This window comes from Mesorhizobium sp. ANAO-SY3R2 (genome assembly GCF_042466635.1).
GTDB lineage: Bacteria > Pseudomonadota > Alphaproteobacteria > Rhizobiales > Rhizobiaceae > Aminobacter.
Window position 1 is genome coordinate 263,789 of the sequence record NZ_CP159954.1, and the last position, 24,856, is coordinate 288,644.

Annotated in this window: 21 protein-coding genes; 14 read left to right on the forward strand and 7 right to left on the reverse strand. The window is 64.9% G+C overall.

Translation table 11 applies throughout. The features are described 5' to 3' along the window. Positions 1 to 324 precede the first annotated feature (324 nt). Genes ABSY17_RS04055 through ABSY17_RS04085 form a run of 7 tightly spaced genes read left to right on the forward strand, consistent with a single transcriptional unit; the run spans position 325 to position 8,278 of the window. Positions 325 to 2,652 (forward strand): bifunctional salicylyl-CoA 5-hydroxylase/oxidoreductase, encoded by a 2,328-nt coding sequence (locus ABSY17_RS04055; protein ID WP_378941875.1) that lies wholly within the window; start codon positions 325 to 327, stop codon positions 2,650 to 2,652. Further along, positions 2,649 to 3,440, forward strand: a complete 792-nt coding sequence (locus ABSY17_RS04060; RefSeq protein ID WP_378941877.1) for an SDR family NAD(P)-dependent oxidoreductase — start codon at positions 2,649 to 2,651, stop codon at positions 3,438 to 3,440. The genes ABSY17_RS04055 and ABSY17_RS04060 overlap by 4 nt, the downstream gene beginning before the upstream one ends. 2 nt (positions 3,441 to 3,442) lie before the next feature. Beyond that, positions 3,443 to 4,285, forward strand: a complete 843-nt coding sequence (locus tag ABSY17_RS04065) for an enoyl-CoA hydratase family protein (RefSeq protein WP_378941880.1) — start codon at positions 3,443 to 3,445, stop codon at positions 4,283 to 4,285. Between the two features lie 3 nt (positions 4,286 to 4,288). Next, positions 4,289 to 5,482 carry an acyl-CoA dehydrogenase family protein gene (locus tag ABSY17_RS04070; RefSeq protein WP_378941882.1) on the forward strand — a complete coding sequence of 398 codons (1,194 nt, stop codon included), beginning with the start codon at positions 4,289 to 4,291 and terminating at the stop codon, positions 5,480 to 5,482. A gap of 10 nt (positions 5,483 to 5,492) precedes the next feature. Further along, complete coding sequence (locus ABSY17_RS04075) at positions 5,493 to 5,909, forward strand: acyl-CoA thioesterase (protein WP_378941884.1); 417 nt, start codon at positions 5,493 to 5,495, stop codon at positions 5,907 to 5,909. After that, a complete protein-coding gene (locus ABSY17_RS04080) occupies positions 5,902 to 6,297 on the forward strand; it encodes a RidA family protein (RefSeq protein WP_378941887.1) in 396 nt (131 codons plus the stop codon). The genes ABSY17_RS04075 and ABSY17_RS04080 overlap by 8 nt, the downstream gene beginning before the upstream one ends. Positions 6,298 to 6,304: 7 nt before the next feature. Beyond that, positions 6,305 to 8,278 carry a 3-hydroxyacyl-CoA dehydrogenase NAD-binding domain-containing protein gene (locus ABSY17_RS04085; protein WP_378941889.1) on the forward strand — a complete coding sequence of 658 codons (1,974 nt, stop codon included), beginning with the start codon at positions 6,305 to 6,307 and terminating at the stop codon, positions 8,276 to 8,278. A 77-nt stretch (positions 8,279 to 8,355) separates the two neighbouring features. Here ABSY17_RS04085 and ABSY17_RS04090 read toward each other — a convergent pair whose 3' ends face one another. From ABSY17_RS04090 to ABSY17_RS04110, 5 genes are read right to left on the reverse strand one after another with little or no spacing between them, the layout of a single operon-like run. Beyond that, complete coding sequence (locus ABSY17_RS04090) at positions 8,356 to 9,393, reverse strand: ABC transporter ATP-binding protein (RefSeq protein ID WP_378941892.1); 1,038 nt, start codon at positions 9,391 to 9,393, stop codon at positions 8,356 to 8,358. Continuing rightward, entirely contained in the window at positions 9,393 to 10,907 is a 1,515-nt protein-coding gene (gene argH, locus ABSY17_RS04095) for an argininosuccinate lyase (RefSeq protein WP_378941894.1), read from the reverse strand. Before argH ends, ABSY17_RS04090 begins: the two co-directional genes overlap by 1 nt. A gap of 3 nt (positions 10,908 to 10,910) precedes the next feature. Then, positions 10,911 to 11,762: a carbohydrate ABC transporter permease gene (locus ABSY17_RS04100; protein ID WP_378941897.1), complete on the reverse strand. Its 852-nt coding sequence runs from the start codon at positions 11,760 to 11,762 to the stop codon at positions 10,911 to 10,913. Then, entirely contained in the window at positions 11,759 to 12,697 is a 939-nt protein-coding gene (locus ABSY17_RS04105) for a carbohydrate ABC transporter permease (RefSeq protein ID WP_378942556.1), read from the reverse strand. The genes ABSY17_RS04100 and ABSY17_RS04105 overlap by 4 nt, the downstream gene beginning before the upstream one ends. Positions 12,698 to 12,715: 18 nt before the next feature. Beyond that, positions 12,716 to 13,969 carry an extracellular solute-binding protein gene (locus tag ABSY17_RS04110; RefSeq protein ID WP_378941899.1) on the reverse strand — a complete coding sequence of 418 codons (1,254 nt, stop codon included), beginning with the start codon at positions 13,967 to 13,969 and terminating at the stop codon, positions 12,716 to 12,718. Between the two features lie 297 nt (positions 13,970 to 14,266). Here ABSY17_RS04110 and ABSY17_RS04115 point away from each other — a divergent pair, with 297 nt between their 5' ends. The 3 genes from ABSY17_RS04115 (at position 14,267) to ABSY17_RS04125 (ending at position 18,815) form a co-directional block, all read left to right on the forward strand. Continuing rightward, positions 14,267 to 15,472 carry an ROK family protein gene (locus ABSY17_RS04115; protein ID WP_378941902.1) on the forward strand — a complete coding sequence of 402 codons (1,206 nt, stop codon included), beginning with the start codon at positions 14,267 to 14,269 and terminating at the stop codon, positions 15,470 to 15,472. A gap of 33 nt (positions 15,473 to 15,505) precedes the next feature. Next, positions 15,506 to 17,911: a PIG-L family deacetylase gene (locus ABSY17_RS04120; RefSeq protein ID WP_378941904.1), complete on the forward strand. Its 2,406-nt coding sequence runs from the start codon at positions 15,506 to 15,508 to the stop codon at positions 17,909 to 17,911. 76 nt (positions 17,912 to 17,987) lie between these two features. Then, complete coding sequence (locus ABSY17_RS04125) at positions 17,988 to 18,815, forward strand: DMT family transporter (protein WP_378942558.1); 828 nt, start codon at positions 17,988 to 17,990, stop codon at positions 18,813 to 18,815. Between the two features lie 37 nt (positions 18,816 to 18,852). On the opposite strand, the gene ABSY17_RS04130 is transcribed toward ABSY17_RS04125, so the two are convergent. Together ABSY17_RS04130 and ABSY17_RS04135 are read right to left on the reverse strand one after the other, a co-directional pair. Then, a complete protein-coding gene (locus ABSY17_RS04130; protein ID WP_378941906.1) occupies positions 18,853 to 19,602 on the reverse strand; it encodes a F0F1 ATP synthase subunit A in 750 nt (249 codons plus the stop codon). Positions 19,603 to 19,918: 316 nt separating this feature from the next. Then, positions 19,919 to 21,400, reverse strand: a complete 1,482-nt coding sequence (locus ABSY17_RS04135) for a PLP-dependent aminotransferase family protein (protein ID WP_378942560.1) — start codon at positions 21,398 to 21,400, stop codon at positions 19,919 to 19,921. A 160-nt stretch (positions 21,401 to 21,560) separates the two neighbouring features. Here ABSY17_RS04135 and tauA point away from each other — a divergent pair, with 160 nt between their 5' ends. The 4 genes from tauA to ABSY17_RS04155 all read left to right on the forward strand — a co-directional run bounded on the left by tauA (position 21,561) and on the right by ABSY17_RS04155 (position 24,838). Then, entirely contained in the window at positions 21,561 to 22,580 is a 1,020-nt protein-coding gene (tauA, locus tag ABSY17_RS04140; RefSeq protein ID WP_378941909.1) for a taurine ABC transporter substrate-binding protein, read from the forward strand. Positions 22,581 to 22,665: 85 nt separating this feature from the next. After that, the gene (locus ABSY17_RS04145; RefSeq protein ID WP_378941912.1) at positions 22,666 to 23,478 is read left to right on the forward strand and encodes a taurine ABC transporter ATP-binding protein; all 813 of its coding nucleotides are present in this window, start codon (positions 22,666 to 22,668) and stop codon (positions 23,476 to 23,478) included. Next, positions 23,471 to 24,298: an ABC transporter permease subunit gene (locus ABSY17_RS04150; protein WP_378941914.1), complete on the forward strand. Its 828-nt coding sequence runs from the start codon at positions 23,471 to 23,473 to the stop codon at positions 24,296 to 24,298. The genes ABSY17_RS04145 and ABSY17_RS04150 overlap by 8 nt, the downstream gene beginning before the upstream one ends. A gap of 153 nt (positions 24,299 to 24,451) precedes the next feature. Further along, positions 24,452 to 24,838, forward strand: coding sequence for a nuclear transport factor 2 family protein (locus ABSY17_RS04155; RefSeq protein WP_378942563.1), 387 nt, complete (start codon positions 24,452 to 24,454; stop codon positions 24,836 to 24,838). Positions 24,839 to 24,856 lie beyond the last annotated feature (18 nt).

Sequence of the window (24,856 nt, forward strand, 5' to 3'; positions counted from 1 at the left end):
TTCTTGATCACCAAGACCGCGCATGCGTCATCCCGGAAACCGACGCGTAGCGGAGGTTATCCGGGATCCATTGATCAGCGCGGCTGGGTGGCGTGAAGAACGGCACCATCGATGAAGTGCGCCAGAGCAAGGACCGCCACGCTACATGACTTTGCGGCCAATGGGTCCCAGGTCTCGCTATGCTCGCCCGGGATGACCCGCGTGCACCCAACCCAGAAATAACTTTAAGCTTGAAGTTTCTCCGAAACCCGTTCATGGTGCCTCCATGGTCACGGTCGGGCAGCGCTGCCCGAAGCCGGCCAAAACTCTCGGGAGGAGAACGGCATGCGCATTGTCTGTATCGGTGGCGGGCCGGCCGGTCTCTATTTCGCGCTGCTGATGAAGAAGCAGCATCCGGGCCATCACATCACGGTGGTCGAGCGCAACCGCCCCTTCGACACCTTCGGTTGGGGCGTGGTCTTCTCCGACGCCACCATGCAGTCGATGCGCCAGTGGGACCCGGCGACGGCCGAAGCGGTCGAGGTCGCCTTCAACCACTGGGACGACATCGAACTGGTGTTCAAGGGCCGCAAGATCCGCACCACCGGTCACGGCTTCGTCGGTATCGGCCGCAAGAAGATGCTCAACATCCTGAAGGAGCGCTGCCTCGAACTCGGCGTCGAACTGGTATTCGAAACCGACGTGCAGGGCGACCAGGATTTCCCCGACGCCGACCTCATCATCTCCGCCGACGGCGTCAATTCGCGCATCCGCCACAAGTATGCCGACATCTTCAAGCCCGACATGGTGATGCGGCCCAACCGCTACATCTGGCTCGGCACCGACAAGCGCTTCGACGCCTTCACCTTCGATTTCCAGCGCACCGAGCACGGCTGGTTTCAGGCCCATATCTACCGTTTCGACGAGAACACCTCGACCTTCATCGTCGAGACGACGGAAGACGTGTTCAAGGCGCACGGTATCGACGAGATGGACCAGGACCAGTCCATCGCCTTTTGCGAAAAGCTGTTCGCTGAGACGCTCGACGGCCACAAGCTGATGACCAATGCCCGCCACCTGCGCGGCTCGGCCTGGCTGAACTTCGGCCGCCTGATCTGCGACAAGTGGAGCCATTTCAACGGCAACAGCCATGTCGTGCTGATGGGCGACAGTGCGCATACCGCCCATTTCGCCATCGGCTCGGGCACCAAGCTCGCCATCGACGACGCCATCGAGCTGACCCGCCAGTTCGACATCATCGGCCACGACAAGGCCAACATCCCCGCCGTGCTCGACGCTTATGAGGAAGTGCGCCGCGTCGATGTCGCCCGCATCCAGAACGCCGCGCGCAACGCCATGGAATGGTTCGAGGTCGTCGGCACGCGCTATGCCGACACGCTGGAGCCGGAGCAGTTCATGTATTCGATGCTGACGCGCTCGCAGCGCATCAGCCACGAAAACCTGCGCCTGCGCGACAAGGACTGGCTCGAAGGTTTTGAACGCTGGTTTGCCGAGCGCGCCGGCGTAAACCCGGCGCCCAACGGCTCGGTGCCGCCGCCGATGTTCACGCCCTTCAGCATTCGCGGGCTGACGCTGAAGAACCGCATCGTGATGTCGCCGATGGCGATGTATTCGGCGACCGACGGCCTGCCCGACGACTTCCACCTGGTCCATATCGGCGCCCGCGCCATGGGTGGCGCGGCGCTCGTCTTCCCCGAGATGACCTGCGTGTCGCCGGACGCTCGCATCACGCCGGGCTGCCTCGGCCTGTGGAACGACGAACAGGCCAATGCCTTCAAGCGCATGGTCGATTTCGTCCACCAGCAGACACCGGCCAAGATCGGAATCCAGCTCGGCCATGCCGGCCGCAAGGGCTCGACCAAGGTTGCCTGGGAAGGCATCGACCAGCCGGTGACCGAGGGTGGCTGGCCGCTGATCTCGGCCTCGGCCCTGCCCTATCTCAAGAATTCCGATACCCCGCGCGCCATGACCCGCGAGGACATGGATCGCGTGCTCGCCGATTTCGTCAGCGCCACGGAGCGCGCCCGCGATCTCGGCTTCGACATCCTCGAACTGCACGCCGCGCACGGCTATCTGCTGTCGTCCTTCCTGTCGCCGCTGACCAATCTGCGCGACGACGAATATGGCGGCAGCCACGAAAACCGGGCCCGCTATCCACTCGAGGTGTTCCGCGCCATCCGCGCCGTCTGGCCTCAGGACCGGCCGATCTCGGTGCGCCTGTCGACGCATGACTGGTACGAGGGTGGCAATACGCCCGAGGATGCGGCGATCTTCGCCCAGATGTTCAAGGATGCCGGCGCCGACATGATCGACTGCTCGTCGGGCCAGGTCGTGAAGGAAGAGAAGCCGGTCTACGGCCGCCTGTTCCAGACGCCGTTCTCCGACAAGATCCGCAACGAGATCCAGGTGCCGACCATTGCCGTCGGCGCGATCTCGGAGGCCGACCACGCCAACTCGATCATCGCCGCCGGCCGCGCCGATCTCTGCGCAGTTGCCCGTCCGCATCTCGCCGATCCGTCCTTCGTCATCCACGAGGCGGCGAAGATCGGCTATGCCGAACAGGTCTGGCCGAAGCAGTATCACTCGGCCCGGGCGCAATATGTGAACAACCTCGCCCGCGCTGCGGCGCCTGCGCCGACGGGCAAGGCATGAGCGATCAGGGCAAGAACGGGCGCCACGCCCTCGTCACCGGCGCCGGCAGCGGCATCGGTAAGGCCATCGCACTTGCGCTGGCGGCAAACGGCCACCGCGTCAGCCTGTGCGGCCGGCGCGCCGCCCCGCTCGAAGCCGTGCGTGAGGAAATCGCCGGCTCGGGCGGCGAGGCCTTCGTGCACGACGGTTTCGACGTCACCGACCCTGCCTCGATCGAGACCGGCATCGCCAGGGCGATCGAACGCTTCGGCGACATCGCCGTGCTGGTCAATTGCGCTGGCGAAGCACCCTCGGCACCATTCGACAAGACCGACCTGGCGATGTGGAGCCGCGTTGTCGGCATCAACCTGACCGGCACGTTTCTCGTCACACAGGCAGCGCTCGCCTCGGTCAGGCGCGCCGGCAATGGCCGCATCGTCAATGTCGCCAGCACAGCGGGCCTCACCGGCTACGCCTACGTTTCAGCCTACTGCGCCTCTAAGCATGGCGTGGTCGGCATGACCCGCGCGCTGGCGCTGGAGCTCGCCCGCACTGACGTCACCGTCAATGCGGTCTGCCCCGGTTTCACCGACACGCCGCTGCTCGACAATGCTGTCGAGACCATTACCGGCAAGACCGGCCGGTCGACTGAGGAGGCGCGCGCCACGCTCGCCCGCGCCAACCCGCAGGGGCGGCTAGTGACGCCGCAGGAAGTGGCCGACACCGTGCTTTGGCTCGCCTCGGAACGGGCCACCGCAATCACAGGCCAGGCGATAGCAGTCGCCGGCGGCGAAGTTTTGGGAGGATGACGATGACCAACCCGATGCAGGACAAGAAGCGTCCGTTCAAGGACCACACGGCCAAGCACTTCCTGTTCGAGACTGATGCCGACGGCCGCGTCGCCACCATCACGCTGAACCGGCCCGAGAAGAAGAACCCGCTGACCTTCGAGAGCTACGAGGAACTGACCGACCTGTTCCGCGCCCTCGGCCGCGCCAGCGACGTGCGCGCCGTCGTCCTCACCGGTGCCGAGAACAATTTCTCGTCCGGCGGTGACGTCTTCGACATCATCGAACCGCTGACGCGGATGTCGATGCCCGACCTCATCGACTTCACCCGCATGACCGGCGACCTGGTACGCCAGATCCGCGCCTGCCCGCAGCCGATCATCGCCGCCGTCGACGGCATCTGCGCCGGTGCCGGTGCGATCCTGGCCATGGCGGCGGATTTCCGCGTCGCCACGCCGGAAGCCAAGACCGCGTTCCTGTTCACCCGCGTCGGCCTTGCCGGCGCCGACATGGGCGCTTGCGGCATTCTTCCGCGCATCATCGGCCAGGGCCGCGCCGCCGAGCTTCTGTTCACCGGCCGCGCAATGACCGCAGCCGAGGGGCACAACTGGGGCTTCTACAATGCCCTGCACGAACGCGCAGCACTGCTTGCCGAGGCGCAGAAGTTCGCGCGCAACCTTGCCGACGGTCCGTGGTTCGCGCACGCCATGACCAAGAAGATGCTCGACCAGGAATGGGCGATGGGCATTGACCAGCTGATCGAGTCGGAAGCGCAGGCGCAGGCGATCTGCATGGCGACCGGCGACTTCCGCAGGGCTTTCGAGGCTTTTGCCGCCAAGGCCAAGCCCGAATTCAAGGGGAACTGAGCCATGGCCGGGCATCTCATGCCAGCCAGCGCGCCGAGCCGCGACCACCTCGACTGGCCTTTTTTCGCCGACAGCCACCGCGTATTGGCAGCTGAACTCGACGGCTTCATCGCGCGCGGCGGTCTCGGTGAGATCGACCATGCCGACGCCGACGCGGCCTGCCGGAAGCTGGTCGCAGCACTTGGCGAAACCGGCATCCTGCGCCACTGCGTCCCGGCAGCCTTCGGCGGTGCCTCGGAACAGATCGACAGCCGCTCGCTGTGCCTGATCCGCGAGACGCTTGGCTATGCCGATGGGCTGGCCGACTTCGCCTTTGCCATGCAGGGGCTGGGCACCGGTGCAATCAGCCTGTCGGGGTCGGACGAGCTCAAGCGCGCCATCCTGCCAAAGATCGCCAGAGGCGAGTTGATCTCGGCCTTCGCGCTGACCGAGCCGGATGCCGGATCGGACGTCGCCGCCATGGCTACCACTGCCCGCCGCGACGGTGACGATTTCGTGCTCGACGGCGAGAAGGTCTTCATCTCCAACGGCGGCATCGCCGACGTCTACACTGTCTTCGCCCGCACCGGCGAAGCGCCCGGCACGCGTGGCATCTCGGCTTTCGTCGTCTTTGCCGACACGCCCGGCTTCTCGATCGCCGAGCGCATCGAAACCATCGCACCGCATCCGCTTGCCCGCATCCGCTTCGACAATTGCCGCATCCCGGCGTCGCAGCTTCTCGGTACGCCCGGAGAAGGCTTTAAAATTGCCATGCGCACGCTGGACATATTCCGTCCGTCGGTGGCGGCGGCAGCCCTCGGCTTTGCCCGCCGCGCGCTCGACGAGGCAGTGGCGCACGCCAAGTCGCGAAAGATGTTCGGGGCAACGCTGGCCGACCTGCCGACGGCGCAGAGCACGCTGGGCGAGATGGCAACGGCAATCGACGCCGCATCGCTGCTGACCGTGCGCACCGCCTGGCGCCGCGACGTGCAGAAGCTGCCGATCACCCGCGAGGCCGCCATGGCCAAGATGACGGCGACGGAAAACGCGCAATGGGTCATCGACCAGGCGCTACAGATGTTCGGCGGCCGCGGCGTGCGCGTCGGCGAGATCACCGAGCGGCTCTACCGCGAAATCCGCGCGCTGCGCATCTACGAGGGCGCCACCGAGGTGCAGAAGCTGATCATCGGCCGCGAGCTGATGAAGGCCGCGAAGTGAGGGGCAGGCCGTGACCTTCAGCACCAGCCGGCCGTTGCGCTTCGGGGACTGCGATCCCTCAGGGATCGCCTATTTTCCGTCCTACCTCAACATCCTCGTCGGGGTGTTGGAAGAATTCTTCGCCTCCGTCGGCGCACCGTGGAAGGAACTGATCGCCGAGCGGCAGATCGGCACGCCCACTGTCAGCCTCGACCTCACCTTTGCCCGTCCCGGCTTTCATGGCGACACGCTCGATTTCGAGCTGGCGGTCCTGCGGGTTGGCCGTTCGTCGCTCGACCTCGAGCACAGGGTCTCGGCCGCCGGCAGGCTGCTGTGGAGCGCCCGCCAAAGCGTCGTTGCGACCTCGCTCGACACCCATAAATCGACAGCTTGGCCGGACGACATCCGCGCCGCGCTGGAAAGCCGCCTGGAGACATCAGATGCATGAAGTTCTGCAACCCGAGGGCTGGAGCAGCCCGGTAGGCTACTCGAACGGCGTGGCGGCCAGTGGCCGCACCATCTTCGTCGGCGGCCAGATCGGCTGGAACGGCAATTGCGAGTTCGAGACCGACGACTTCGTCGGCCAGGTGCGCCAGACGCTGGAGAACGTCGTGGCGGTGCTGCGCAGCGGCGGTGCTGAGCCACACCACATCACATCGATGACCTGGTATTTCACCGACAAAAAGGAATATACGGAAAATCTGCGCGGACTTGGCCAGGCCTATCGCGACGTCATCGGCCGGCACTTCCCCGCGATGGCGGCCATGCAGGTGGTGGCGCTGGTCGAGGATCGGGCAAAGATCGAAATCCAGGCGACAGCCGTAATACCGGAATGAGAATTTGATGAGTGCGACGCGGTTTTCCGAAAGTGTCGAAGGCAGCATTCGGGACGGCGTCTTAGTCGTCACCATCGACAACCCACCGGTCAATGCGATCTCGTCGCATGTTCGAGCCGGCCTGTTGGCAGCACTCGACCAGGCCGCGTCCGCCGATGACATAGCGGGCGTCGTGATCACCGGCGCCGGAAAAACCTTCGTCGGCGGCGCCGACATCAGGGAATTCGGCAAGCCCCCGGTCGGACCGACCCTGCCGGAGGTGATGCAGCGCATCGAAGGCTTCGAGAAGCCCGTCGTTGCAGCCACCAACGGTGCTGCACTGGGCGGCGGCTGCGAAATCGCACTCGCCTGCCATGGCCGTATCGCGGCCGCCCAGGCGACGTTCGGCCTGCCTGAGGTCAAGCTCGGCATCGTGCCCGGCTCGGGCGGCACGCAACGCCTGCCGCGCCTTCTGGGCATCCCGGCCGCCATCGACCTGATCGGCAGCGGCCGCGCGATCAAGGCGGCCGAGGCGGTGACGCTCGGGCTCATCGACCGAGTTTCCGAACTGCTGCTCGAAGACGCGACCACCCTTGTCCGCGATCTCGCCCAAAAGCCGCTGCGTCGCACCGGGCGGCTTGTTGTGCCGGCTGCCGATCCGGCCGCCGACGAAGCCGCAGCGAAGAAGATCCTGTCCAAGGCGCGCGGCCAGGCAGCACCCGCCGAGGCCGTCCGCCTCGTCAGGGCCGCGGCTGAGACCAATCTGGAAAACGGCCTCGCCGACGAGCGCGCCACCTTCCTCAGCCTGCGCGATTCCACCGAGGCGGCGGCACTGCGCCACGTCTTCTTCGCCGAACGGCAGGCCGGCAAGGTCGACAAGCTGGAAGGTGTGGCCCCGCGACGGATCGAGACGGTCGGTATCGTCGGCACCGGCCTGATGGGCGCCGGCATCGCGGTGGCGGTGCTATCGGCCGGCTACCGCGTCATCGGCGTCGAGCAGACCCAGGACGCTGCCGACAAGGGCCATGAGCGGATTGCCGGCATCCTCGACAAGTCGGTCCAGTCGGGTCGCCTGGCAGCATCCGTGCGCGATGATTGCATCGCCCGGCTCAAGGTCACCGGCGACGCAGGCGAACTCGCTTTGGCCGATCTCGTCATCGAAGCCGTGTTCGACGACCTCGAGGTCAAGACCAGCCTGTTCCAGCGCCTCGACGGCATCGTCCGCGACGACGCCATCCTCGCCACCAACACCAGCTATCTCGACCCGGACAAGATTGCCGCAGCCACCGCCCGGCCCGAGCGCGTCGTTGGGCTGCACTTCTTTTCACCGGCAAATATCATGCGGCTCGTCGAGGTCGTCGATTGTGCTGCAACTGCGCCCGAGGTGCTCGCCAGCGCGCTTGGCTTCGCCAAGAAGCTCGGCAAGCTGCCTGTGGCCTGCGGCGTCACCGAAGGCTTCATCGGCAACCGCATCTATTCGGCCTATCGGCGTGAGGCGGAATTCATGGTCGAGGATGGTGCTGCGCCCGAAAATATCGATGCCGCGCTCGAAGCCTATGGCTTCCCGATGGGCATCTTCACCGTCAACGACATGGCCGGGCTGGAGATCGCCTGGGCGCTGCGCAAACGCCGCGCCGCCACGCGCGACCCCAAGGCGCGCTATGTCGAGATCCCCGACCGGCTGTGCGAGGCCGGCCGCTTCGGCCGTAAGACCGGCCGCGGCTGGTACGACTATTCGAGCGGCGAGCGTCAGGTCGATCCCGAGGTGACGGCGTTGATCGCGGCGGCACGGGCAGCAAAGAGCATCACGCCGCGCAGCTTCACGGCCAACGAGATCGTCGCGCGGCTGCTCAAGGCCATGGCCGACGAAGGTGCCACCCTTCTTGCGGAAGGCATCGCCGCGCGGTCGAGCGACATCGACCTGGTGATGATCAACGGCTACGGCTTCCCGGCCCACAAGGGCGGGCCGATGTTCGTCGCGGCAGGAAGCCCGGCCGCTTAAATCGGCACAAACGGTCATTAAAAAAACCCGCAGGCGCCGAGCGACTGCGGGTTTTTCTTTGTCAGCGTAGTGGCCGCTCAGGCGCGGCCCAGGCTCTTCTCGGTCTTGGCGTCGAAGAGATAAAGGCTGCCCGGGGCCGCACGGCAGGTCAGCGTGCTGCCCGGCGCGGGAATGAACTTGCCCGGCGCGGTTGCGATGACCGAGCTTCCGTCGACATCCAGATGCACCAGCGTCTCGGGTCCGAGCGGCTCGACCGCCGTCACGGTGCCGGTGAGTTCCAGCCCGCCTTCGGCCTTTTCGACAGCAGCGGTCAGGTCATGCGGGCGCACACCGACCAGGATGTCGCCGCCGGAGCCAAGTTCCACGCCCTTGCCATTCTTGCGGCCCGGAACGAGATTCATCGACGGGCTGCCGATGAAACGGGCGGTGAAGACGTCGACCGGATTTTCGTAGAGATCGGTCGGCGTGCCCACCTGCAGGATGTGGCCGTCCTTCATCACCACGATGCGGTCGGCCATGGTCATCGCCTCGACCTGGTCGTGGGTGACGTAGACGGTGGTCGTCTTGAGCTTCTGGTGCAGCCGCTTGATCTCGATGCGCATCTGCGAGCGCAACTGGGCGTCGAGGTTGGACAGCGGTTCGTCGAACAGGAAGGCCGAGGGGTTGCGCACCATGGCGCGGCCGATGGCGACGCGCTGGCGCTGGCCGCCGGAGAGCGCCGCCGGCCGGCGTTCGAGATAGGCTTCGAGCCCGAGGACGCGGGCCGCTTCCTCGATGCGCTTGTCCTTCTCCGCCTTGGACAGCTTCGATGTGTAGAGCCCAAAGCCGATGTTCTGGCGCACGCTCATGTGCGGATAGATGGCGTAGTTCTGGAACACCATGGCGATGTTGCGCTGCTTGGGCTCGCGCTCGTTGACTACCTCGCCGCCAATCTTCAGATTGCCGCCGGAGATGTCTTCGAGACCGGCAATCATGCGTAGCGTCGTCGACTTGCCGCAGCCCGACGGGCCGACAAAGACGACGAATTCGCCGTCGGAAATCTGCAGGTCGATGCCCCGCACGGCTTCGGTCTTGCCGTAGCGCTTGACCAGCTTTTCGAGTTCGATCGTCGCCATCAGCGCGCCTCCACCAACGCCTTGAATTTCTCGCCGAGTTCGTTCGCGGCTCTCGCCTCGTGCTCGGCTTTCTGCTTCGCCGCGGCTTCCAGCGCGGCGGCCTTGTCGCGATAGACGCCGAGTGCCTCGGCCATCGGCTCGGGCGCCGGTCCGCCGAAGCGGTCGCGCACGGCGACGAAATGTTCGGGCGAGACGATCTCCTCGAACTTGTCGCGCCCGAAGGACGGTTCGCGCCCGGTCGAATGCCTGAAGGCATCGAGGAACGGTCCGTAGCCGTCCTTGGCCAGACCGCCGCCGGCAGCGACTACCGCCTTGGCGACGGTTGCCGCGATCTCGTGCGCTTCGCGGAAGGACAGGCCTTCGATGCGCACCAGCGAGTCGGCAAGCTCGGTGATGGTGATGCAGGAGCGGCGGATGTTGTCGGCCACGCGCTCCGGGTCGATCTTGATCGCGGCGACGAAGGCAGCGAGCAGGTCGAGCACACGGGCTGCTGCGGTGAACGCCTCGTAGCCCATCGACTGCGTCTCGCCCTCGCTGTCGTTCATGTCGGTGAACGGCGTGTTGTGGATGACGTTCAGCACCGTACGCGCCCGGCCCATCGTCTGGCTGGCAAGCAGACGCATGTGCTCGATTGGCACCGGGTTGCGCTTCTGCGGCATGATCGAAGAGATCTGCACGAAGGCATTGGGCACGTAGATCTGGCCGACCTCGAAGGCGGTCCAGAACTGGAAGTCCTGGATGAGCCGGCCGAGATGCAGGAACATCAGCTCGATCGCCGAATAGGTCGAGGTGATGTAGTCGGACGCCGCAATGCAGCTGTAGGAATTGCGCAAGGGGGCAGCAAAGCCGAGCAGGTCGGCCACACGCTGGCGATCGATCGGAAAGCCCGAGGTGGTAATGGCAGCAGCGCCCATCGGCGACAGGTCGACGATTTTCCGCGCTTCCTCGAAACGTTCGATGTCGCGGATCAGCACCTCGATGGCAGCCGACAGGTAGTGACCGAAGGTCGAGGGCTGTGCCGGCTGGCCGTGGGTGTAGGCGACTACAAGCGTGGCCTTCTCGCGCTCGGCCGTCTCGATCATCGCCGACAACAGCGCCCGCGCCTTGACCATGAGCGCGTCGATGCGCTGCTTGAGGCCGAGCTTGAACAGGGTGTGGTCGATGTCGTTGCGCGAGCGCGACGTGTGCAGGCGGCCGGCAACGTCGGGTCCGAGACGGGCCTTCAGTTCCTTCTCGATCAGGAAGAAGAAGTCCTCGACCTCGCCGGTGTATTCGAGCACCGACGGGTCGACCTCGCGGTCGATGGCTTCGAGTGCGCCGGCGATTGCCGACGCCTGCTTGGCGTCCAGGATGCCGGTTTCGGTCAGCATCACCAGATGGGCGCGGTCGATGGCTCGGAAACCGTCGACATGATGGATCTTGGCACCGTCGAACAGCGGCCTGAGCACCATCTCCTTGTAGACAGGATCGGGGAACACGCTCTTGTCGGCGAGCCTCGGGTTCAGTTCAGGCATGTCTTATCCCTTGAGTCCGGCGAGCATGACGCCGCGGACGATGTAGCGCTGTAGCACGAGGAAGACGAGCAGCGTCGGCAAGGTGGCGATCGCCGCACCCGTCATGATCATTTCCCACTGGATGGACTGTTCGACGGCGAAGCTCGAGAGGCCGACCGGCAAGGTGTAGAGCTCCTTGCTGGTGGTCACGATCAGCGGCCAGAAGAACGCCGTCCAGTTGCCGAGGAAGGTGAAGATGGCGAGCGCCGAGAGTGCGGGCGTCACCAGTGGCATCGCCACCTTCCACCAGATCTGGAACTCGTTCAGCCCGTCGACGCGCGCGGCTTCCAGGAAGTCGTTGGGCACGCCCTCGAAGAACTGCTTCATCAGGAAGGTGCCGAAGGCCGTCATCATGCCGGGGAACATGATGCCCCAGTAGCTGTCGATCCAGCCGAGATTGGCCGACATCAGGTACCACGGGATGACCAGCATTTCGGTCGGGATCATCAGCGTCGACAGGATGGCGAGAAAGATGAAGTAGCGGCCGCGGAACTCGAACTTGGCGAGCGTGTAGCCGACGAGGCTGTCGAAGAAGACGTTCGACACGGTGACCGCGACGGCCACGATCATCGAGTTCATGAACCAGCGCATGAAGCGCCCGTCGGCCAGGATGGTGATGTAGTTCTGCAGCGTCGGCGCCGAAGGGATCAGCCTGAGGTCGTAGACCTGGCCGGCCGTCTTGAGCGACGTCGAGAACATGAAGGCCAGCGGCGTGACCATGACCAGGCCGCCGATGAGCAGCAGGGTCCAGGCGACGATGCGGCCGGGGCGGAGATTGGCGTGGGAAAGCGCCGGGGTCTGGGCTGCGGCACTCATTTCTTTTCCCTCAGGATCCACAGCTGCAGCAGCGACACGCAAAGCAGGATGGAGAACAGCACAACCGTCTGCGCGGCGGCGTAGCCCATCGCATAGGATGAAAACGCGGTCTGGTAGATCATCAGCACCAACGGCTTGGTCGAGCCGAGCGGCCCGCCGGGATCGTTGGTGGTCATGTTGTAGACCTGGTCGAAGATGCGCAGGAAACCGATGGACGAGAAGACGACCAGGAACACCGTCGTCGGCTTGAGCAGCGGCAGCGTGATCTTGCGCAGGATCGCCCATTCGCCGAGGCCATCGATGCGCGCAGCCTCATAGAAGGTGTTGGGAATGGCGCGCAGGCCGGCCATGAAGATGATGATCTGGAAACCGAGTCCGGCCCAGATGGCGGTGACCATGATCGCCGGCAGCGCCTGGTCGACCGAGCGGATGAAGGGCTGCTGCGGGATGCCGATCATGCCCAGCGCATTGTTGATCACGCCGATCGGTGCCGGCTGGTAGAACCAGCGCCACACCCAGGCCATCGCGGCTGCGGTGGTCAGATAGGGCAGGAAATACAGCGCGCGGATAAGGCCGTGCATGACCCTCACGCGGTCGAGATAGAACGCGATGACAAAGGACAAAAGCAGGCTGATCGGCGTGCCGATGAGCAGATAGGCGAAAGTGTTCTTGAACACTTTCCAGAATTGCGGGTCGGCGAACAGCTTCTGGTAGTTCGCCAGCCCGATGAACTGCGGCGGCTTCAGGAGGTCCCAGTTAGTCAGCGAGAGCCAGAAGGCCTCGATGGTGGGGTAGAAGCGGATGACCGAATAGAACAGGATCGGCAGGGCGAGGAAGCTCCACACCCAGACCAGCCGCTTCGTCCGCATGGAACGGCGGTCCCAGAAGGTCCCGCCGGGGCGGCTCACCGCCGCCCCCTGTAGATCCGCCGTCACAGCCATTGGAGCCCAGCCTTACTTGGCCGCGCCGTCGATGATCGCCTGCTCGGCCTCGGCGCCCTGAGCGAGCGCTTCCTTCACCGACTTGCCTTCCAGCAGGATGCGGTTGGTCATATCGATGGTGTTCTGGCGCTGGGCGGCTTCGTCCACGAACATGGTGGTGTGGGCGTATTCCAGACCCTTCAAGAACGGACCATAGATCGGGTCGGCAAGGTTGGCGTCGGTCATCGCGGCAGAACGGCGTGCCGGCAGCTCGCCGACCGTCTTCAGCCAGATGTCCATCGCCTCAGGCGACGAGATGTAGGCCAGGAACTTCTTGGACGCTTCGAGCTTTTCACCCTCGGTCTTCGAACTGATGCCGTTGGCGAAGTAGCTGGCATAGTTCGAGCGCATGCCTTCGGCATTGGCCGGAAGCTCGGTCACGCCCCATTCGAAGCCCTCGATCGACTTGAACGCACCAAGGCGGAAGGTACCGTCGATGGTCATGCCAGCCATGCCGGCGCGGAAGGCTGCCTGGCCTTCGTCCATGAAGCTGGCCTGGCCGATCTTCTTCTCGAGCTGCAGGTCGGTGTAGAACTTCAGCGCCTTTTCGCCAGCCTCGGTGTTGTAGGCCACCTTGCGGTCGCCATCGGTGTAGGGCTCGCCGCCGAATTGGCGGATCAGCACTTCACGCCACCACTGGTGATCCTGGCCAGCCATGTCGAGCGTCGAACCAGCGACGACGAGGTTTCCGGCGGCGTCACGCTTGGTGAGCTTTTCGGCAGCCGCAACGAACTCGTCCAGCGTCTTCGGAGGGTTGGCCGGGTCGAGGCCGGCCTCGGTGAACAGCTTCTTGTTGTAGAACACAGCCAGCGAGCGAACCGCCGTCGGCAGGCCGTAATAGTCGTCGCCGCGCTTCATGGCGCTGACGATCGGGAAGAACTCGCTTTCGATCTTGTCGTGCGGGAAGGCGTCGGTTGGCAGCGGCTGCAGCAGGCCGCCGGCGACGAACTTGTCGAGCCAGCCATAGAACAGCTGCATCACGTCGGGGCCCTGCCCGCCCATCTTGGCCGCGATCACACGGGTCTGGTAGTCGGCATAGGGGAAGGTCGTGTGCTTGACGGTGATGTCAGGGTTGGCCTTCTGGAAATTGTCGATCAGCTGGTCCATCGCCTTGACGCGGCTGTCGAAGACATACTGCCAGTACTCGATCTCGACGGCCTGGGCCGCGTTGATTGCCAGTGTGCTCAACCCGGCGATCAGTCCGGCGAACAAAGTTGCCTTGCGCATATGAACCTCCAATTTGACCCGCCGGGCAGACCGGGCCTCGGGCCGTTATCATCCCCTTGGACCGGGACCTCGCACGCAACCGAGATCCGGACCGCTCTCCTCGACGTGGCACACGCACTACAGCGAGCAAACCCCGACAATGCCGGCGCCACGAGCTGCGGAACCTGGCCGCATACCGATCGCTACGCTCACTTGCCGCCGGCCATTTGTCAATAAGATAATTTAGTTGAATTAATCTATTGCCGCGCTCCGCGCTTCCACGTTATCAATTTTGCGAAGAAGAGCAGGATGAGCGAAATGGCGTTTCAGCCAGGCAGCACGCATCAGGTAACGTTGGGCAAGAATCCGGAACGGAGCCGCGATCACAACCGTCGCGTCGTGCTCGATGTCGTCCGCCGTCACGGCTCGCTCGGACGCATGCACATCGCCCGCCTCACCCACCTGACCGCCCAGGCCATCGCCAACATCGTCGACGAACTGGTCAGCGAAAACCTGTTGATGCAGACGGGGCGGCTACGCTCCGGTCGCGGCCAGCCGCCGATCCAGTTCGCCGTCAACCCCGATGGCGCCATGACCATGGGCATAGAAGTGGCCTCCGACCACATGGTGTCGACGGTCCTCGACCTCGCCGGCCAGCCGCGCTCGCGGCGCATCATGCCGGTGAGCGACACCAGCCCCGGGCAGGTCGCCGCCTATCTGCGCGCCGAGCTCGACGCGGTGCGCGCCAAGTTCAGTTCGCGGCTGCTCGGCATCGGCGTCGTCATGCCCGGCCCGTTCGAGATCGAGGGCATGACCTCAGTCGGCCCGACGACCTTGCCGGGCTGGGCCGACATCGACGCGGCCGCCCTGCTCAGCGAAGCCTGCGGCGAACCTGTAGCTGTGGAAAACGACGCCACGGCGGCGGCCGTCGGCGAGCGCCTGTTCGGCGCCGGACATTCGATCTCCAGCTTCTGCATGATCTATTTCGGCGCCGGCGTCGGCCTCGGCATGATCCAGGACGGCACCCCCTTCCGCGGCGCCTTCGGCAATGCCGGCGAGATCGGCCATGTCGTCGTGGCTCCCCATGGCAAGGCCTGTCCTTGCGGTCAGCATGGCTGCCTCGAACGCTACGCCTCGTTGCATGCCCTGCGTGAAAAGCTTCTGGACGCAGGCATCACCGAATACGACCTCTCTTACCTCCACGCCGAGCGCCATCCGGTGCTGCTCGAATGGATGGGGGAGACCGCGACCTATCTCGCGCCGATGATCGCGATGATCGAGAACATCGTCGACCCCGAGACGGTGATTCTCGGCGGAACCCTGCCCGACGCCATCATCGACGAACTGATCGCCCGCATGGGGCCGCTGCCAATCTCGGTGGCCAGCCGCAGGACACGCGCGCTGCCACGCGTGTTGCGCGGCCAGACCGGCCAATACACCGCCGCCCTCGGGGCTGCGGCACTGCCGCTCTTCGAGGCGCTGACGCCGAAGCTCGAAACCTCGGCCGACCTGCCAACCGAATAGTTGCCCGTACAAGACGCATACCGGAGGAACAGCATGCTTACTGCCCGCGAACGCATCGAGAGACAGAAATCAATTCCGTCGCTCATCAGGCTTCACCGGGCGCTTAGCCGGCTGAAATCCACCGTCACCATGATGAACACCGGCGCCCATCCTGACGACGAGCAGAGTGGCATGCTCGCCTATTTCCGCCTTGGTCTTGGCATGCGCGTCATCGTCGCCTGCTCGACGCGCGGCGAAGGCGGACAGAACGCGCTCGGGCCCGAGCGCTTGGGCGTACTCGGCATGATGCGCACGCGCGAGATGGAAGAGGCCGCCCGCGCACTCGATTCGGACGTCCATTGGCTCGGCCATGGCCCAGAAGACCCGGTCCACGACTTCGGCTTCTCCAAGGACGGCGACCAGACCTTCGACCGCTGGGGCGAGATGCGCACCGTCGAGCGGCTGGTGCGCGCCTATCGCGCCGAGCGGCCGGATATCGTCATCCCGACCTTCCTCGACGTTCCCGGCCAGCATGGCCACCACCGCGCCATGACCCGAGCCGCCGAAAAGGCGATCCGGCTTGCCGCCGATCCACAAGCCTTTCCGGAGCATTTCCAGGAGGGCTTGAGCCCCTGGCAGGTGGAGAAATACTACTTGCCGGCATGGTCGGGCGGCGGCGACACCTATGACGACGAAGTGCCGCCACCCGATGCGACCGTCATTGTCGACGCGCCCGGCCGCGAGCCGGCGACGGGCGTCGAATATGACCGGATCGGCGAATGGTCGCGCTACTACCACGCCTCGCAGGGCATGGGGCACTGGCCCGAACTGGCCGACACGCGTTGGCCGCTGCACCTGCTGCTCGCCACTGATGGCACCCGCAACGAGACCTCGGTGCTCGACGGCCTGTCGGCTTCGCTCGCCGACCTGGCCGCATCGAAGGACATTGCCGGCGATGCCGCGCAGGCGCTTGCCGCGGCAGGTGCCGCCATCGACCGCGCCATTGCCGCCTTCCCCGCCAGCGATGCGATCATCGCAGCCCTCACCGACGCCGCGCGCCAGCTCGCGACCGCCCGAGCGAGCGCCTCGCCGGCATTCCTCGAACTTCATCGCCACCGGCTGGAGCGCAAGGCGAGAGAGATCGACGCCGCACTTATCGAGGCCGCCGGCATCTTCGACCGCGCGATGCTTTCTCCCGCCACCTTGTCTCCGGGCGAAACCGCCAAGCTGTCGGTAGACCTCGCACCCGGCAGTGAGGCCCGCTCGGTCGCCATCGAACCGGTCCTGCCCGCTGGCATCAGTGCGGTGGCCGACAGCCGAACCGGCAGCAGGCGCAGCTTTGCCGTCACCGCCGCCGGTGACGCCGCCTATTCCGGGCTCTATCCACCGGCATGGTCGGCACTGGGCGGCAATGGCGACGCCCATGTCATCGTCTCCGCAACGTTCGACGGCCACACCGCCCGCGCCACCTTCGATTTCGAGGAGGCCTTCGCGGTCCTGCCGGCAAGCTCGGTCGTCATGGAGCCCGAGGCGCTGGTGGTGCCGCTCGACGGCAACCGCCGCGAATGGCCGGTCAAGACCAGCCTCGCCGGCAAGGATGCGCCCGTGTCCCTCGGCATGGATGGCGGCTGGTCGCTGGCCCAGACAGAGGCCGGCCAGATCGTCCGTGCGCCCGCAACTCTGGCCACAGGCCTTGCGACCATCACGCCGCTGGTCGGTGGCCGGCCGGCGCTGCGGCTGACGCCCATCGCCTATCCGCATATCGGCCGCGTCACGCACCGCCAGCCCGAGACGCTGCGCGTGCTGACGCTCGACCTCAAGCTGCCGCAAGGTGCACGCGTCGGCTATGTCGGCGGTGGCGCCGACCGTGTCGGGCTTTGGCTGTCGCGTATGGGCCTGGACGTCACCGAACTGGACGCCAGAGCGCTCGCCGGCGACCTCAGCCAGTTCACCACCATCGTCGTCGGCATCTTCGCCTTCGGCATCCGCAAGGACCTCGCCGCCGCCACGGAGAAGCTGCACCGCTTTGTCGAGGCAGGTGGTCATCTCGTCACCCTTTACCACCGCCCGACCGACGGTTGGAATCCACTGGCGACGCCGCCGAGAAGACTCGATATCGGCTCGCCGTCCTTACGCTGGCGCGTAACGGATCCCGCCGCCGAGGTCACGGTGCTGGCGCCGGACCACGTCCTGCTCGATGGGCCAAACAAGATCGGCCCGCAGGACTGGTCCGGCTGGGATAAGGAGCGCGGGCTCTATTTCGCCGCGCGCTGGGACGAAGCCTATGAGCCGCTGCTGTCTATGCACGACGTCAACGAACAGCCGCTGACCGGCGCACTGGTATCGGCGGCGATCGGCAAGGGCCGCCACACCCACACCTCGCTCGTGCTCCACCACCAGCTCGACAAGCTGGTGCCGGGGGCGTTCCGACTGATGGCCAACCTTGTCCAGCCAGCCTGAAATCGCGGTGCCGCTCCCGGCGGTCGAGGAGCGGCACAAGGCCAACCGCGAGGGCATCGTCTGGGTGCTCGCCGACATGCTGCTGGTCGCCGGCGGCATGACGGCGCTCGTCAAGGCGCAGGGCATGGTCTACCCGGCCTTCCAGCTGGTCTTCATTCGTTCGCTGATCGGGCTGATGTTCATCCTGCCGCTGATCTGGCGCCATCGCCGCCAGATCCGCCACACCAAGCATCCGTGGAAGAACGTCTCGCGCGTCAGCTGCAACGCCATTGCGCTGACCAGCCAGTTCCTCGCCTACACCATGGTGCCGCTGGCCGTCGTCAACGCCCTGAGCTTTTCGCGGCCACTGATCACCATGGCGATGGCGGTCGCCTTCCTGGGCGAAACAGTGTCACGGCTGCGCTGGGTGGGGGCGGTCCTCGCCTTCGCCGGCGTCATGGTGATGCTGGCGCCGGGCGGCGTCGAGTGGAATCTCGGCCTGCTCGCAGTGTTCGGCACCGTCGTCTTCGGCTCGCTGGCGATCATCCAGACGCGCATGCTGCGCGACGAAAACACCACCGTCATGATGGTGTTCTACACCGTCGGCCTCGCCGTCATCACCGCCGTGCCCGCCATCTTTGTCTGGCAGCCGGTAAAAACCTTCGACTGGATTCCGCTGCTCGGCATCGGCTTTTTGGCCCAGGCGGGGCAATATTGCTTCCTGCGCGCGTACCGGCTGGCCGAAGCGAGCGTGCTCGCCCCCATCGGCTATCTGTCGATCGTCGTCACCACTGCCGCCGGCTACATCTTCTTCGGCGAAGTGCCCGACACGCGCATCGTCATCGGCGCCGTGCTGATCCTGATCGCGCTGCAGACCACCGCCTATCTCGAACGGCGCGCCGGAAAGCGATCCCGGCGCGATTGATCCTTTCGGTCACGGCAAATGGGCGCCAAGCGAGCGATCAATGCCCCGGATGGATGGCGTCGTTGAGATACATGCAGGTGAGCATGGTGAAGATGTAGGCCTGGATCACCGCCATCAGCAGTTCCAGGGCAGTGAGCGCAACCGTCATCGCCAATGGCAGGATGGCCGCAGCAATACCGATTGTGCCAAACCCTGCCATGCTCACGACAAAGCCGGCGAAGACCTTGAGCGTGATGTGGCCGGCCAGCATGACCGCGAAGAGACGCACCGAATGGCTGATCGGGCGCGAAATATACGAGACTATTTCGATCGGCACGATGATCGGCGCCAGGATCAGCGGCACGCCCTGCGGCAGGAACAGGCGGAAGAAACCAAGACCATTCTTCCAGATGCCGTAGAGCGTCACCGTGCCAAATACCAACAGCGCGAACGAGAAAGTCACGATGACGTGGCTGGTTACCGTGAACGCATAGGGGAACATCCCCACGAGATTGGCAATCAGGATGAAGACGAACAGCGAAAAGACCAGCGGGAAAAACCGCATGCCGGCTTCGCCGGCGTTGTCACGCAAGGTCTTCGACACGAACTCGTGGATCAGTTCGGTGATCGATTGGAGCCGGGTCGGCACCAGCGAAGGTGCACGCATCGAGAGCAGCAGGAGCACGCCCCCAAGTGCCGCCGCACCGACCATATGGGCCGCCGAATTGGTGAAAGCGATTTCGTGCCCAGCAAACTCGAAGAGGGTAAAGATCGGCTTGATTTCAAATTGCTCTATTGGTCCCGCCACAGCGCCTCTCCGTTTGGCTCGTTTGCAGATGCGAAAGCGCGCGCCCCGGAAACAAATCCGGGTGCCGTGTGTAGTCATGGCCCATGAACTGGAAGCCGCGACGGCCCGCCAAGCGCAGGCCCGCAACGTTTTCGCTATTGGTGAAGGTTAGATACGTTCGGTCTGACAAGTTATCGGCGCCATCGTTTTTCGATGGGGCCGTCCCCGAAACGTACAAGGCACTGGTCGTCCAGTGCAGGGGCTTAGTAGCCCAAAGGGCGGTCGCGAACAAGACAGAAGCTGGCAACGTGCCCGAAGTCAGGGCCGTCGCTTCGGCTCAGCAGGCCATCAGCCGCTCGATACGGGCGGCGGTGCGCGAAATGCCCTCGTCGATGCGGCTGCGCGGGATCGACGAATAGCCCATGCGGAAGAACCGGCAGGGCCCGTCATCGGCCGGAAAGAACGGCGAGCCGGTTTCGATCAGCACGCCATCCTGCCTCAGTTCATTCATGAGCAGGTCGGCGTCGAGCCCTTCGGGCCCCTCGATCCAGAACGAGGTGCCGCCGAAGGCCGACGAGCCGGCAATGGTAAAGCCCTCGCGCCGCAGAGCCTCGGCCATGACGATGTGGCGCTTGTGATACTCGCTGCGCATGCGGTGCAGCACCGCGTCATGGTGACCGAGCGCCAGGAAATAGGCGGCCGTCCGTTGCAGATGCCCGGGCGGATGGCGCAGCATCAAGGCGCGCAACGCGCGCGCCTCGCGGATGACAGGTGCGGGGGCGACGAGATAGCCGAGCCGCAACCCCGGAAACAGAGACTTGGAAAAACTGCCGATGTAGAACACCCGCCCGCTGCGGTCGAAGGCCTTCAGCGCCGGCGACGGCGGCGCGAGAAAGCTCATCTCGAACTCGTAGTCGTCCTCGACGATGATGAAGTCGTTCGAGGCGGCTGCTTCCAACAGCCGGGCCCGGCGTTCGACGGGCATGGTCGCGCCCGTCGGGGAATGGTGGCTGGGCGTGACGAAGACGGCGTCGACCTTCTGCGGCAGCGCCTCGGGCGGCAGGCCCTCCTTGTCGACGTCGACGGCGGTCACCTGCGCCCCGCTCAGCTTCAGCGACGCACTCATGTCGGGATGGCACGGGTTTTCGCAGACGGCATGCGCACCCCGGCTGAGCAGTAATTGGGTGACGATCCACAACGCATTCTGGGCGCCCACGGTCACCAGGATCTCGTCCGGCGTGGCGCGGATGCCCCGGCTCGGCAGCGTGCGCGAGCAGATATAGTTGACCAGCAGCACATCGTCGGCAGCGGCGAAATCGCCGGCCATCAGCTCGAAATCCTCGCGCGCCAAGGCCCGTCGCGCACTGTCGCGCCAGGCACTCAGGTCGAACAGCGAGGTATCCATCTGCCCGTAGAGGAAGGGATAGGGATAACGCCGCCAGTCGAGCGGCTTGCGCATCTGCTTGGCGACGATGAAGGTCGAACGCAGTTTCGACGACCAGTCGACGACATCCGTCCCGGCTTGCGGCGCGGCTGTCTCGAGCACGCTCGTCGGCGGATTGCCGGCAACCCGGTAGGCACTGCGGCTGACGGCTTCGACGTAACCTTGCGAGGCCAGTTCCTGATAGGCCAGCGTCACCGTGATGCGGGAGATGTTGAGATAGTCGGCAAGCTTGCGTGTCGACGGCAGCTGAGCCCCCGGATGCAGCCGGCCCGACAGCACCGCCGAGACGACGATCTCGCGGATTTGCGCCTGAAGCCCGATCCGGCTCGCCCGGTCGAGAAAGAAATTCGTCTCTGAAACGGTCGGTTGGGCCATGGGTGCGGGTCCGCCAACTGCAACTGGAGTCATTCAACTTCCAATCTGGATATAAGGCAATCCGTCGCACTCACTTATCCATTTCAGACAGAACCAAGACCGGCACCAAAGCCGGCAAGTACCCGGAACAACCGGTGGCTAACAAAACAAGAGGGTAACGATGATACACTTTAAGCATTTCAAGCATCTGGCAGGCGCCGCGACCATCGCGGCCGGCCTGTTCACCTCGTGCCTTGCCTATGCCGAGACATCGGTCGTGGTCGGCTACCAGCAGATCGTCGGCCCGTTCGTCACGGCGATCGCCGACGGCCGCTTCGACGCCGCCGCCAAGGAAGCCGGCTACACCATCGACTGGCGCCAGTTCAGCTCGGGCGGCGACATCTCGACCGCGCTTGCTTCGGGCAACGTTCCGATCGGCGTCATCGGCTCGACCGGCACCACCGCCGCCGCCACCCGCGGCGTCGATCTGGAACTGTTCTGGATCCTCGACAATATCGGCAAGTCCGAGGCGCTCGCCGTCCGCAACGGTTCGGGTATCGAGAAGCCCGAGGACCTCAAGGGCAAGAATGTCGGCGTGCCCTTCGTGTCGACCTCGCACTTCCATCTGCTCGTCGGTCTCGAGCAGGTCTGGAAGGTCGACCCGCGCGAGGTCAACATCCTCAACATGAAGCCGCCGCAGATCATCGCTGCCTGGCAGCGCGGCGACATCGACGCCGCCTATGTCTGGCCGCCGGCGCTCACCGAACTGCTCAAGAACGGCAAGGTGATCGCCGACTCCGAAACCATCGGCGCAGCCTCGGTGCCGACGTTCGACGGCCTCGTCGTCGACAAGAAGTGGGCCGCCGAGAACCCGAAGTTCATGGCCGCCTTCACCAAGGTGCTGGCCGATGCCTATGCCGACTACAACAAGAACAAGGCTGCCTGGACGGCTGACTCGCCGCAGGTCCAGGGCATCGTCAAGATGATCGGCGGCGACGGCGCGGGCGCGGTCGAGGCGCTCAACATGCTGTCGTTCCCGAATGCCGACGAACAGGCCTCCGACACCTGGCTGGGCGGTGGTGCGACCCGTGCGCTCAGTGAAAGCGCCAAGTTCCTCGTCGCCCAGAAGCAGATCGACAAGGCGCTCGACGACTACGCGCCCTTCGTCAACAGCAGCTACGCGAAGGAGGCATCCAAGTAGCATCGGACGAGCCGCCGGCCGGCCTCGTCGCGCCGGCGGCACCCTTTCACCATTCGACTGTAGTTCCTTCGAAAGGGCCGACACAATGGAAAGCCTCAACGTCAGCAATGTCAGCCTGACCTATCCGGGTCTTTATTCCGACCAGGCGGTGATCGCGCTCAAGGGCGTCAACCTCGAGATCAACAGCGGCGATTTCGTCGTCGCTCTCGGTGCCTCCGGCTGTGGCAAGACCACGCTGCTCAACCTGATGGCGGGTTTCATGGCGCCGACCGCCGGCGACATCACGCTGGGCGGCCGCCGTGTCACCGGCCCGGGCGCCGACCGGGGCGTGGTGTTCCAGAAGCATGCGCTGCTGCCCTGGCTCAACGTCATCGATAACACTGAATTCGGCCTCAAGCTGCGCGGCGTGAACAAGGCCACGAGGCGCGAAGTGGCGACGAAGAACCTTGCGCTGGTCGGGCTGCAGGATTTCCACCGCCACATGATCTACCATTTGTCGGGCGGCATGCAGCAGCGCGTCGGCATCGCCAGGGCACTGACCTGCGACCCGGCCATGCTTTTGATGGACGAGCCGATGGCGGCGCTTGACGCACTGACCCGCGAGACCATCCAGGAGTTGCTGTTGAAGGTCTGGCAGCTCACCAACAAGATGTTCTTCTTCATCACCCACAGTGTCGAGGAAGCGCTATTCCTCGGCTCGCGGCTGATCGTCATGTCGCCGAGGCCGGGCCGCATCACCCACACCTACGAGCTCGATTTCAACCGCCGTTTCCTGGAAGAGGGCAACGCCCGTGCAATCAAATCCAGCCGCGATTTCATCGACATGCGCGAACAGATCCTCGGCATCATCTATGGCGACGAGCGTCAGTCCGGCAACCCGGAACTCCTCCATGCTTGAGCGCATCTCCAAGGCAAAGTCCGTCCGCCCCGGCAAGATTTACGGTGCGCCCGGCGAGGGCATGAGCGGCCACATCAGCCTGATCACCGCGCTCGTGCTTTTCGGCCTCTGGCTGCTGATCACCGAGATGGGCTGGGTCCGGCCGCTGTTCCTGCCCTCGCCGCTTCTGGTCTGGAGCAAGTTCTTAGTCGCCATGACCGAGGGCGTCTCCAACTCGACGCTGACCCAGCATACGCTGGCGAGCCTTGGCCGCGTGCTCGGCGCCTTCTTCCTGGCGCTGGTCACCGCCGTGCCGATCGGCATATTGATGGGCGTCAACCGGGTCGTGCGCGGCCTGTTCGATCCGATCATCGAGTTCTACCGGCCGCTGCCGCCGCTCGCCTACCTGCCGCTGATCATCATCTGGCTCGGCATCGGCGAGTTCCCGAAGGTCTTCCTGATCTATCTGGCGATCTTCGCGCCGATGGCGATCGCCGCCCGCGCCGGCGTGCGCTCGGTGTCGACCGAACAGATCCACGCCGCCTATGCGATGGGCGCCACCCGCACGCAGGTCATCACCCAGGTGATCATGAAGGCAGCACTGCCCGAGATCTTCACCGGCATGCGCATCGGCATCGGCGTCGGCTGGACCACGCTGGTCGCGGCCGAAATGGTCGCCGCCCACCGGGGCCTCGGCTTCATGGTGCTCAACGCCGCCGAATACCTCGCCAGCGACACTGTCATCATGGGCATCATCGTCATCGGCGTCTTCGCCTTCGCCTTCGACCTGATGATCCGCTACCTCGAAAAGGCACTGATCCCCTGGAAGGGCAAGGTCTGATGGCAGCGCTCGTACACCTGGCGACTTCGCCGCCCGGCTGAGGCCCCGCCCTCCCCCGCATAGAAATGCAGACCAATCGGCCGGCTTGCCCGGCCACGGTGAAGCCATGCCCACGAGGCTGCGCCGCAGAGACACGAGGACCACGAAATGCCGCTGACCGCCGATGACCTTGCCAGCCTGTTCGATGCCTTCAATCGGCACGACATCGACGGGATCATGCGCTTCTTCGCCGAAGACTGCATCTTCAACGCGGTCGGCGGCCCGGAAGTGCACGGGACACGCTTCGAAGGGAGCGAGGCCATCGCCACCGCCTTCAGCAGCGTCTGGAAAGCGATGCCGGACGCGCATTGGGCCCATCACGGCCATTTCGTCCAGGGCGACCGCGCCGTCTCGGAATGGACCTTCTCCGGCACCAATGCCGACGGCAGCCGCGTCGAGGCCGAGGGCTGCGACCTGTTCACGCTGCGCGACGGCAAGATCGTGCGCAAGCAGGCATTCCGCAAGAACCGGCCGCTGATCGCGGCACCGACAAGGAGCTGAGCTCGGCTCAGGAGGACA